Source organism: Streptomyces sp. (genome assembly GCF_031178505.1).
GTDB lineage: Bacteria > Actinomycetota > Actinomycetes > Streptomycetales > Streptomycetaceae > Streptomyces > Streptomyces gulbargensis.
Genome location: NZ_JAPSIW010000182.1, coordinates 1 through 10,487, shown reverse-complemented (window position 1 = coordinate 10,487; position 10,487 = coordinate 1). Strand labels below are relative to the sequence as shown.

Genomic DNA, 10,487 nt, shown 5'->3' with positions numbered 1-10,487 from the left:
GCTGGAGTCCCTTCGTCGCCGCCCTCGCGGCCACCGAGGCCGTTCCGGATCTCCGGCCCACCCGGACCACGGTGACCGCCGTGCCTGTGGGGGAAGCCGCGCTGGCGGAAGAGGTCTTCGCCGACCCCGAGCTGACCGCGGCGCTCAACCGGCTCGCGGTACTGGACCCGCCCGACCATGGGGACATCCTGCGCGTCCACCTCCCCACCCGCGCGGTCACCCGCATCAGCACCTGACCGCCGGTCCGTAGCCGTCGGCGGTGGGGCAGCGCCAGGAAAACCCGTTGCCCCACCGCCAGCAGTAGGTATTATGAAACTCGCTACATCCGATGCCCCGCGCCGGGGCCACCGGCGGCGACTCCACACAGACGGCTGGCCCCACCCAGACCCCCCATTCCCGGCCATGAGAGAGGTCCCGCCATGCCCCGACCCGCCATGCCCCCGCCGCTCGCGCCGGCCCTCACGGCCGATGCCGACCGCAGATGCGTCGACTGCGGCCTGCCCTGCACCGAGCAGGTGGCCGCCATCCCTCGCCTCCGGGGCGGAAGCCGCGCCGTGTACGCCTGCTCCGTACATGCGGCGCGGCGCCGCAAGGCTTCCTGACCTGCACTTCCCACCGGCTAGGCAGCGTCGAGCAATTCAGTTGCCCCACCACCAACATGAAGTATTATGGAACACGTCGAGAGGGTGGCGCCCTCCCGACACCGCTGAAAGTCCGTCAACCCAGCACAAGGAGGCCAGACATGGCCACAGTCACCGAGTCCCCCACCGCCGAGACGGCCGAGACCGCCCCGGTCGACGCCGACGAGACGAGCCTCACCGCCGTCCTGCTCGACCCGGACGCGATCACGCGCGACGAGTGCAACGCCCGCGAGACGGACACCGAGCCCGACACCGACCTGATCAACTCCGTCAAGGCCGTGGGCGTCCAGGACCCGGTCAGCGTCCGCCCCCGCCCGGACGGCACCTACGGCGCGTTCAAGGGCTGGCGGCGCACCCAGGCCGCGCAGATCGCCAACGCCGCCGCCGAGGCGGAGGGCCACCCCAGGCGGCAGATCAAGGCGTACGTGCGCGCGGATCTGGTCGGCCGGGACGCCTGGACGCGGTTCCTGTCCCTGATCGAGAACCACCAGCGGCAGGGCATGTCCCCCAAGGACACCCTCAAAGCCGCCGAACTGTCGCTGATCGGGATGGACGAGGTAGAGCAGAAGCAGGCCGCGCGGGCCCTGGGCCTCAAGCGCGGCACCGGCAAGCGGCTGGGCCGTGCGCAGCAGCTCGATGACGCCACGCTGCGCCGGGCCTCCGCCGGGGGCATGGACCTCGAACAGCTCTCGCAGCTCGCCGAGGTCGAGGACGTGCCCCGCGCGCAGGACCGTCTCCTGCGGGCGCTGGCCCGGGACGAGGCGGAGGAGGGCGGCGGGCGCGGCCACTGGGACCAGGAACTCGCGCTGCTCAAGGCCGAACAGGACGACCTGAACGCCCGCAGGAAGGCCGTCGCGGCTCTGGAGAAGGCGGGCGTGCCCCTGCTGCCCGCGCACCGCCCGTACGGGGAGAAGGACACCGCCCGGCCGCTGTCGGAGCTGACCACGCCGCTGGGCAACCCGCTGGACGAGAAAGGGCACAAGGGCTGCCCCGGCCACAGCGCCCGGCTCGACGACGAGCACCAGCCCGTCTGGTACTGCGCAGACCCGGCCGAGCACGGTCACAAGGTGCGCCCGAAGCCGAAGCCAGTCAAGACGGCCGAGGACGAGGAGAAGGCCGCCGAGCGGGCACGCATCACCGCCTGCAACCGGGCCTGGAAGGCTGCCGCCGGGCCCCGTAAGGAGTTCGTTGCCCGGCTGGTGCGCGGCAGCAAGGCCCTGCCGGAGGAGGCCTGGCGGTTCGCCCTGACCGTGCTGCTGGACCTCCCCTCCTTCTACGGCAAGTGGGCGCAGCGGCAGGAGGCCGAGGACGTCGCCCAGCTGCTGGGCGTGAAGCTGCCCGACAGCCCCTTCGAGCGGGTGCGGCTGTCGGAGCTGGCGACCCTGTCCAAGGCCCGCATGGCCCACGTGCTGTTCGCGCACGTCGCCGCCGCCTTCGAGCGCGACATGCGTGACCCGAAGGGCTGGAACGCCGCCCGCATGCAGGTCAGCTTCCTGTGGGAGAACCCCACCCCCGAACAGGCCGCCTACCTGCTGCTGCTGGAAAAGCTCGGCCAGGACGACAAGGGCAGCTACCGGCTGTCCGAGGTCGAGGAACAGGCCGTCGCCGCGCACCGGGGCGAGGCCCCGGGCGACGACTCCGCCGCCTGAGCCGCCCCGGACATCACCCCACGGCCGGGCACCACGTGCCCGGCCCCCCACCCACGCACGAGCGAGACCCGCTTGGAGTCCGTCATGCACAAGTCCGGCACCGCCGATCCCGCCCAGCCGGTCGATGGCGACCAGCCGCTCACCCTGGATGTGCTGCGGCGACTGGTCGGCAACGACTGGGCCCGTCTCCCGGGCGACACCCTGGTCGTGCTCTCCCGCGACACCGAGGGCAACCTCTACTCGCCGTTCAGCACCTACGCGATCGGCCGGTACTCCCCCGTCTACGAGCTGACCGGTGAGGTGTACCCGCTGGAGAGCGAACTCGCGGCAGACGCCGGGCTGCGCGCGCTGTTCCCGAAGGTTCCGGCCGACGCCCGCGCCGCCCTGGTGCTCTACCCGCTCGGCTGACCGCCGTGCACCCGGCGGGCACCGCGCAGCCGGTGCCCGCCGCCCCGGCCCACCCGTGGCGCCGGTTCCCGCCGGGCGCCTCACGTCCGGTCCCCCGCACCACAGACCCGAGAGAGGACACACCCATGCCCACCCTTTCCGAGGTCCGCGCCTTCATCAGCGAGCTGCCCGACGTCGTCTCCGTGGCCGCTCTCCAGGAGGCCGCCACCAACCGCCTGATCCAGCTGGACGCCGCCAAGCGCCCGGTCATCACTCCCGGCCGCACCGCCCGGATCGGCACGACGATCACCCCGGCGTGCCTGCGCCTGCTGACCGGCACCGTCCAGCAGCCCAACCGCACGCGCAGCCGCTTCGACTTCCTGCTGGACGAAGCCTCCACCGAGCGGCTGCGCCGCGACCCGAGCAACACCCGCTTCCGCGTCGCCGACGGCGAGAAGCGGTACCGGCTCGCCAAGGTCCCGGCCGCCTGCATCGAGCTCACCGACCAACCCGGCCGACTCCTGAGAACACCGGCCCCCGGGGGCAGCAGGCTGTGCTGCCCCCGGGGGACCGCGCCGGCAGGCCGCCGGTTCGAGCCCGGCGATGCCAGCCGTCGAGCACGGCCACTCCCCGTCAGCCCTGGAGAAAGCAGAGGCACCCATGGTCATCTCCCCAGGCGCCGTTGCAGCCGCCCGAACGTACGCCAGCGACATGAGCGGTGCGCCCCTGCCCGAGCCGTCACCCGCCGACCAGGACAACGGCCCGCTGAAGCCTGCGCACGAAGCCGCGTACTACCTGGGGATGGGTGAGACGTTCCGCATCCTCACCCGTCCCGGAGAACCGGCCAGCCCGGACGTGAAGGAGCTGAGCACCGCCGTGCGGGCGGTGCCAGGCGGCGGCACCTGGTACCGCCGCGGCGACGAGGCCGCCCGCCGGATCGTCACCTCCAACCAGCGCATCCGCAATCTGCCCCAGGACCCCGACCAACTCTGGGCACTGCTCGCCGACGTACTACAGGCCCTGGACCAACTCGGCCAGGCCCCGCAACTGGACGGCAGCAACCTGCGGCGTACCCACCTCCTCGGCAGCCCGGCGGCGATCCGCCGCACCGACCCGACCGGCGGCTGGGGCCCCGTGCGCGTGAAGTGGAACCCGGACGGCACCGGCCGCTGGACAGACCTCCACCACGGCCACTGGCAATGGCCCCACCCGGCAGCCGAACCCACCGCGCCAGCCCCGCAACCACACGACTGACCACCCCCGGCCGTTCTACCCCGCCCGCCCCGCCCGCCCTGTCCGGCGGGCAGGGCGGGGCGGGACGGGCCGTCACCCTCCGGCAACTGACGCCCAGTTGCCCCGCCTGCGATCCGAGAGAGATGACAGATGCACTCGATACCCCAACGCTGTGCGTGCCGGCCTCTGGCGGGCGGGCTGGTCGTGCCGTGGGTGTCCCTGGTCCACGGCGGCCATGCCGCCTTCGGCAGCCTGGACGCCGAACGAGCCCTGGCAGCCTTCCTGCGGCGCCTGTGCCAGATCTGCGGCCAGCCCCTGGACGAGCGGTGCTACCTGATCGTCCGTCCGGCCGACGTCGTCCAGGGCTGTTCCCCCGAACCGGCACTGCACCCCGAGTGCCTGCCGTACACCGCCGCGCACTGCCCCATGCTCATCCCCCGTCAGTTCGCGATTTCTGAAGCACTGATCCGCCGGAACTCACGAGGTAGGGCACGTAACGGCCAGCCTAGACCGTCGGGTTCCCGAATCCCGGGTTGTTCCCCGTGGGGCACGTCATGAGTCCCCACGTCTGCGGCAGGGCCCGTAGGCGACCGATCCCGTTCGACTGCAAGTTGGGCGCCGATCACTCAGGTACCTGTAGCCCCTTCACCCACCGGCCACGCCTGCCAAAGAACCCCGACCGATCACCCTGCTCTTCTCGCGATGAGCAGGGGCGATCGTCAGTGCGAATCCTGATCAACACTGCTGCCCCTTCGCTGCCCCTTTTCAAGGAGAGCCCTGTGATTGCTGCACTCTTCAACCCGCTGGACATCGAGTGCCTCGTGAAGACGGCTGTGGAGCTGTGGGAGGAAATCGACCCCAGCGATCTTTCCGAGCACCAGCAGGACATGCTCAACCGCGCACGTGATGCCATGCTCGCCGAACATGCTGGCCAGCAGCCTTCCCTCCCTGAAGCGGTGAGCCTCATCAGCCCGCGCTCGGCGGGCCAGGCATGGGTGCTACGCCGCTGGGACCGCCACGAGGACGTGGTGACACTCCATGGTGATGAGGACTCCGCGCTGGCCGATCTCGCCACCTACGTGCGTGGGGTCTGGGACAACCTCGTTGGTGAGGAAGGCGTCCCCGAGCAGCCGCCCACCGACGACCGCGAGGCCGTACGGCTCTACTACGGGCCCGAGCGCGACGACCAGCCGGACGAGGGATACAACCTCTACGCCGAGGACATCGCCAGGCGCGGCCCGACCCGCATCGTGCCGCTCAGCTACCGCTTTCCCGATGCGGATGCGAGCGAGCGGGCGAATCGGAACGCCGCCTTTCACCCGCAGACCGACAGCAATGACCTCCCGTGCGTCGAGGTCGATGGCGTCCTGGTGTTTGCCTATCTCGACCATGAGGTCGGCGCCGTCCGGGTCTCCGTGCACTGCGACACTGCGGCAGACCGACTGGTCCGTCCCGACGGCACCGTGCCGCTGCGCGTGGAAGTCGAAGATGACGTGGTGCTGGATGACAGCGCCGACGGCACTCCCAAGCGGGATCTGCTGACCAGGCTGCTCGATGCAGCCGATGACCATCAGGATCAGGCAATCCGCGAGGCAGCGTTCGAGGCTGGCGTTCTCTGGCGCTGCCCGACCTGTCAGTGGGACAACCTCGGCGAGGCCGCGTGCTGTGAAGGCCCTGGTCCCTGCCGCGTCCCGAAGCCGAAGGCGACCAGCTGACGAGGGAGCCCTGGGCCGGCCAGCCGGTCGGCCCAGGGCGCGACCTCGAAATCCGGAGGTATAACGATGGGCTCACGAGTCGGTGGACTCGGTGGACTGTCCTTGTCGTCGTTGGTGCTCGGCAAAGCTGACATGATCGACAGTGGCTGTGTAGCGCTGGGCGGCGTTGACGGTGAGACCGAAGAGGTCCGCGAGGCGGCGGGCGTCTCCTTTGCTGGCGTGCGCTTCGTCAAGGATGCGGTCTTCGCGCAGGGCCTGGGCGGAGGTGCCGAGCACCTTGTTGATCCATTTTCCTGTCACGGGCGTGAGATGCCCGGCTGTCGCCTGGTTGATGAACAGGTGCGGGTTGCCGCTGTCGGGCCACTTCTGCTCGCGGTAGACCAGGTAGCCCTTCAGGGCGGCTCGTGCCTGCGGCGCGAGGAGGACCTTCCGGCCCTCGATGGCGAGCCGGCCGTCGATGACGTCGGTGACGGACAGCGTGCGCAGTTGGAGCGGACGCAGGCCGTGGAAGATCAGAAGAGTTCCGCAGGCGGCCCTCGCCGGATCCGAATCGTTGACGAGGTGCCGCAACATCGGAACGTCCATCGACACCGGAGTCCGAGGCTCGGGCATGCCGACCTTCATCCGCGTGGTCGGGTTGGTGAACACGCGCCTGCGCCCGTGGAGAACCTGGAAGATCGACCGCAGGCCGGAGAGCATCTCGCTGCGGTCGGTCCCACCCGCGGGCAGTACGGCAACAACGTCGTCGCGAGTGACTTCGCGGAGCGAGCGCCGGGTCGTCGCCCAGAAGTCGAGCGCGGGCAGGGCAGCGTAGAGGTGGTTGCGAGTTGTCCTGTGGGAACGCGGGTGACGCCGCGGCGTGACGGTACTTCCGTTCTGCATGACGTCAGCCCACTCGGCGATCTCGCTGCGCATCTGTGCGGGCAGGTGAGCGGTCTTCCGCTCGACCCAGGCGGTGACGGCCGGCGAACGGTCGTCCGTCAGGAAGCCAGCATGCTCCAGGACCTCCATGGTCGGGCGGACTGGAAGCGCGAGTGCGCGGATCATGGCCACGCGGGTCGCGTCGACCGGTCTCCCGGGGGTGTCCTGGGTAGCCAGCAGGACCTTGAGAGCACGGTTGACCGCACCAGTCAGGTCGCGAGTCCAGCCACGCTGTTCGCCAAGGTCCAGGCACTTGGCTTCGAGGGACTCCAGCAGCTCGGGCATGACGGGGTCGGGCACCGTCAGGATGCGCAGGCGCCCGTAGTCGCGGCGAGCGTCGAACAGGACGAGCTGACGGTGGACAACAGGGGCGATCGGTCGCAAGACCGGACGCCTGCGCGAGCGAGTGCGGCGGGTGCGGAAGCGCTGGGGTGGCGGACGGCGGTGGGACGGCACCAGCAGTGCCAGCCGCTGTTCCATGCCGTGGAAGAAGAGCTGGTGGCCGCCGGTGACGGCTTCAAGGCGGTCGGGGTCGGCCAGATCGCGTGCCCAGGACCGGCTTCGGCGCCAGCACAGGCGGCACTCCTCTGCCGGGTTGAGCGACGCGGTCCGTCCGCAGGAGGTGCACGGGGCTTCGCCGGGGTGGCGTCTGGCCCAATCGCGGCAGGCGTCACAGGTGCCTCCGGTCGACTTGAACAGGCCCCACGCGTCGCACCGTTGGCACGAGTCGGGCAGCGGCGGCGCGCCTTTGTGGCAGCGCTGGCACAGTCCGGCCGTGTAGTAGTCCGGCGAGCCGCAACGACGGCACGGCGGTGGTGTGTGCGAACCGCGTGTGCGGCAGCCGTAGCAGTACTTGGCCTTGCGGTGGGCAACCGGTCGAAGCCCGCATCCGGGGCACGTTCGCGGGGCGGTCACGCCGGCGGCAACGTGCGGTTGCGTCCGAGCCGAGGCGTGACCGAGTTGGTCCCGCCAGCTTCTGCCTCGGCCGGCCTCGCCGGGCAGCGGGCTGCCGCCACCTCGGGCTCGTGGATCAGCAGGTCGCCCGTTGTGCAGCCCAGGACGGCGCAGATGATGTCCAGGTCGTCCAGGCGCACGGTCGTCGGAGTGCCGGTCCACAGCGCGGACATCTTCCCCGCGCTGATCTCCAGTCCGGCCTCCGCCAAGCGGCGGCGCATCTCGGTGGACTTCCAGATGCCTTGCTCCGCGGCCGTCATCCGCAGGTTCCAGCGCACCGTGTCACTTCCCGTTGCTCGCCCCGAGCCGGGCGGCGACCCGTTCGTTCGCCGCGGCCCAGGTGTGTTCGATATGGTCGTCATGGACATGGACATAACGTGTCGTAGTGGACAGCCACTCGTGTCCGAGGAGCTCTTGGATCGCCTTCAGGTCCAGCCCCTGGGCGTAGTACTCGGACGCGCAGAAGTGTCGCAGCCCGTGCGGCGTCAGACGGCCGGACCAGGATGGCAAGTACAGCCCGACGGCTTTGGCCAGCCCGGAGCGGAGAGCGTCATCGCCCACGCGGCGGCACCAGCCGGTGTACGGATCTCGGCGCTCGCTCGGCAGCAGCGGCGCGTCGGGGTCCGCGTAGTCGTCGCCGAACTGGTGACGCACGTCGGTGAACCACCAGTTCATCAGCGCGTCCACCGAGTTGATCGCCGGGACCAGCCGCGCTTTGGGGCCGCGGCCGCGGCTTCCCTTGCCGTGCCGAACGTGCAGCTTGCCGTACTCGCCCAGGTCGGGCCGCCAGTCGCGGATGTCGAGCTTCATGGTCTCGCCGATCCGGAGCCCCACCCGCCGCCACAGCGATGCGGCGAAGTAGTCCCGAGCGGCCGGCAAGTACTTCCTTGCCGACGGCAGCGATTCCCGCCAGGCCGCGAACAGGTCGCCGACCTCCGAGGAGGACGGCGGAATGCGCGGCGAACCGTAGTCGGCCTTGGCCGGGCGGTTGAATTCGTCGATCGGCTGGACCAGCACGTGTCCGGTCAGCGCATGCACATCGCCCTGGTAGCGGGCGATGAGGAAGTCGAAGAACTGGGCGATCGAGCCCGCCTTGTTGTGCACGGTGCCCTTCGCCAGGCCCCGGACCTTGCGCTGGTGGACAAGGAAACGGTCGGCGTCGTCCGGCTGCACGGTCCACACCGGCCGGCCCACGAACCGGATCAGCTCGAAGAGGACCGCCCGGTCGCCCGCGATCGTGACGTCCTCGACCCCGGCTCCGACGGACGCCAGCAGGTACTGGTCCACGAGCTCCTGCTCGTAGTCCTCGTACTCCTGCTCCGTGCGCAGGCTTCGCGGGGAACCCAGCGAGCGCACCGTCGCTAACACCACAGAGACCCCACTCAGTTCACCAGGAGCGACAGTGCGTCGAAGATATCAGCGAACTTTCAGGAATCCCGACCGAATGCCAAAATCTCCTATCAGTCCCTCGAACCCGCCGCGGCCTGGCCTGCGCGGCCACCAGCGACAAGGACGCTCCAGGGAACCGGCGGGAGTTCGTGTAAACGGCACCGCGACGCACTACCGCCGCCGCCCGGTCCTGGCCGGCCACCCGGCCGGACGCCCGTGCACCGACCCGACCTGCCCGTGCCCCTCCCGCTCCCCCGACGAAGGCCACACCGCGCGAAGCGGCAGCCCCGCTGACCAGTACGAGGCCTGGATGATCCACACGCGGACCTACCGTCTCGTCCACCCGCCCGGCAGGCCCGATGCGCCCGCCGGCATCAGCGTCGACGTGCCCGTCCTACGCACCCGCGTGCTGCGCGCAGCGGCGCTCACTCCCGGCCAGCAGCACCTGATGGACCTGTGGAACGCCCTCATGAACGGGTCCTGACCACCTTCCTTGTCCCTCTCCCCCCGCACACCGCATGTGAAGGAGCCCGCCGTGCTGATCACACCAGACCCGGCCACGCCCGCAGGCGAGGCCATCATCGATCTGGCCACACTGATGGACGACCTCCAGGCCCGCACCGGCGAATGGCCGGGCGCGGAGACCGCCGACATCCTCAGCGGCTGGCTGAGCCGCTTCAGCTTCGCCGTCCCCACCGCCCTCACGGCGCAGCGGGCCGGCCGGGCGTGGGTGCTGCGCCGGTGGGACCGGCTCAGCGAGGAGGTGACGCTCTGGTCCGACGAGGCCTCCGCGCTGGCCTCACTGGCGCAGCACGTACGCAGCTGCTGGGGCAACGTGGCAGGCACCGACGGCGTGCCCCTTCTTCCTCCCGCCGACGACCGGACGGCTGTCGGCGTTTACTACGGCCCAGTAGAGGACCGGTGCGACGAGGACTACACGCTGCGCGCGTACGACGTCCTCCGCCACGGCGACGCACCCCACAGCCTGAGCCTCACGGACGGCCAGGCCTGCGCGGAGGCCAACAGCGCTGCGGTCTTCCACCCGATGGAAGGATCCGACGACGAGGGCCTGCCCTGCATCGAGATCGCCGGGGTCCTCGTGTTCGCCTACCTCGACGCCGACACCAGGGCCGTGCGGGTCTCCGTCCACCTGGACACCACCGACGAGCAGCTGCTCCTGGCCGACGGCACGGTCCCGGTGCAGGTGGACGTCGAGGACGCCACAGTGTTCACCCATCCCCCTACGCCGCCGGCGCCGACGCCGACCGGCTGGAGGGCCCGCCTCGGGCGGCTCGCCCGCCGCGCCACCAGGCCCGGCGGCGGCGAGCGGCGGGGGGATGTCCCGGAGACAGCCTGCTGCTGCGAGGGTCCGGGGCCCTGCCGCAAAGCCCGGCCGCCAGAAGAACAGCGCGCCGCGTAGCACGGGCAGAGCGGGCGCGGTCGTGACTGCGGCCGGCCCCGCAGGGGCGGCTGCTCCCACCCGGTTGGGAAAAAGGGGATGACACCCGCACCATTTTAAGTATTATGGAACCTGTCCGGATGGCTTCCGGGCACCGCCTCACGTTCGTCACATCGAGGAGCGCCCCGCATGAATGGAG

10 protein-coding genes and 1 pseudogene are annotated in these 10,487 nt (G+C 70.5%); 8 read left to right on the top strand and 3 right to left on the bottom strand.

Translation table 11 applies throughout. The annotated features are described in order from the left end of the window. From RIF68_RS14915 to RIF68_RS14890, 6 genes and pseudogenes are all read left to right on the top strand, one after another. A pseudogene (locus tag RIF68_RS14915) lies at positions 1-236 on the top strand (hypothetical protein); the annotation flags it as partial. A gap of 506 nt (positions 237-742) precedes the next feature. Then, positions 743-2,290 (top strand): ParB N-terminal domain-containing protein, encoded by a 1,548-nt coding sequence (locus tag RIF68_RS14910; protein WP_309051721.1) that lies wholly within the window; start codon positions 743-745, stop codon positions 2,288-2,290. Positions 2,291-2,374: 84 nt separating this feature from the next. Next, on the top strand, positions 2,375-2,698 hold the full coding sequence (locus tag RIF68_RS14905) for a hypothetical protein (RefSeq protein ID WP_031023490.1): 324 nt from the start codon (positions 2,375-2,377) through the stop codon (positions 2,696-2,698). 125 nt (positions 2,699-2,823) lie between these two features. Beyond that, entirely contained in the window at positions 2,824-3,486 is a 663-nt protein-coding gene (locus RIF68_RS14900) for a hypothetical protein (protein WP_309051720.1), read from the top strand. Further along, positions 3,479-3,931, top strand: coding sequence for a hypothetical protein (locus RIF68_RS14895; protein WP_309051719.1), 453 nt, complete (start codon positions 3,479-3,481; stop codon positions 3,929-3,931). The genes RIF68_RS14900 and RIF68_RS14895 overlap by 8 nt, the downstream gene beginning before the upstream one ends. Before the next feature lie 758 nt (positions 3,932-4,689). After that, entirely contained in the window at positions 4,690-5,625 is a 936-nt protein-coding gene (locus RIF68_RS14890; protein ID WP_309051718.1) for a hypothetical protein, read from the top strand. A gap of 72 nt (positions 5,626-5,697) precedes the next feature. On the opposite strand, the gene RIF68_RS14885 is transcribed toward RIF68_RS14890, so the two are convergent. The 3 genes from RIF68_RS14885 to RIF68_RS14875 all read right to left on the bottom strand — a co-directional run bounded on the left by RIF68_RS14885 (position 5,698) and on the right by RIF68_RS14875 (position 8,787). Then, positions 5,698-7,026, bottom strand: coding sequence for a hypothetical protein (locus tag RIF68_RS14885; RefSeq protein ID WP_309051717.1), 1,329 nt, complete (start codon positions 7,024-7,026; stop codon positions 5,698-5,700). Between the two features lie 431 nt (positions 7,027-7,457). Then, entirely contained in the window at positions 7,458-7,778 is a 321-nt protein-coding gene (locus tag RIF68_RS14880; protein ID WP_309051716.1) for a helix-turn-helix transcriptional regulator, read from the bottom strand. A 4-nt stretch (positions 7,779-7,782) separates the two neighbouring features. Further along, on the bottom strand, positions 7,783-8,787 hold the full coding sequence (locus RIF68_RS14875) for a tyrosine-type recombinase/integrase (RefSeq protein WP_309051715.1): 1,005 nt from the start codon (positions 8,785-8,787) through the stop codon (positions 7,783-7,785). Positions 8,788-9,199: 412 nt separating this feature from the next. Here RIF68_RS14875 and RIF68_RS36500 point away from each other — a divergent pair, with 412 nt between their 5' ends. Together RIF68_RS36500 and RIF68_RS14865 are read left to right on the top strand one after the other, a co-directional pair. Continuing rightward, positions 9,200-9,373, top strand: a complete 174-nt coding sequence (locus RIF68_RS36500) for a hypothetical protein (RefSeq protein ID WP_375165701.1) — start codon at positions 9,200-9,202, stop codon at positions 9,371-9,373. Between the two features lie 51 nt (positions 9,374-9,424). Continuing rightward, on the top strand, positions 9,425-10,309 hold the full coding sequence (locus tag RIF68_RS14865) for a hypothetical protein (protein WP_309051714.1): 885 nt from the start codon (positions 9,425-9,427) through the stop codon (positions 10,307-10,309). The last annotated feature ends 178 nt before the right edge of the window (positions 10,310-10,487 follow it).

Excerpts from the sequence above, each read along its gene's own strand:
- RIF68_RS14910 (WP_309051721.1), top strand. The coding sequence starts at position 743 with ATGGCCACAGTCACCGAGTCCCCCACCGCCGAGACGGCCGAGACCGCC.
- RIF68_RS14905 (WP_031023490.1), top strand. The coding sequence starts at position 2,375 with ATGCACAAGTCCGGCACCGCCGATCCCGCCCAGCCGGTCGATGGCGAC.
- RIF68_RS14900 (WP_309051720.1), top strand. The coding sequence starts at position 2,824 with ATGCCCACCCTTTCCGAGGTCCGCGCCTTCATCAGCGAGCTGCCCGAC.
- RIF68_RS14895 (WP_309051719.1), top strand. The coding sequence starts at position 3,479 with ATGGGTGAGACGTTCCGCATCCTCACCCGTCCCGGAGAACCGGCCAGC.
- RIF68_RS14885 (WP_309051717.1), bottom strand. The coding sequence starts at position 7,026 with ATGGAACAGCGGCTGGCACTGCTGGTGCCGTCCCACCGCCGTCCGCCA.
- RIF68_RS36500 (WP_375165701.1), top strand. The coding sequence starts at position 9,200 with ATGATCCACACGCGGACCTACCGTCTCGTCCACCCGCCCGGCAGGCCC.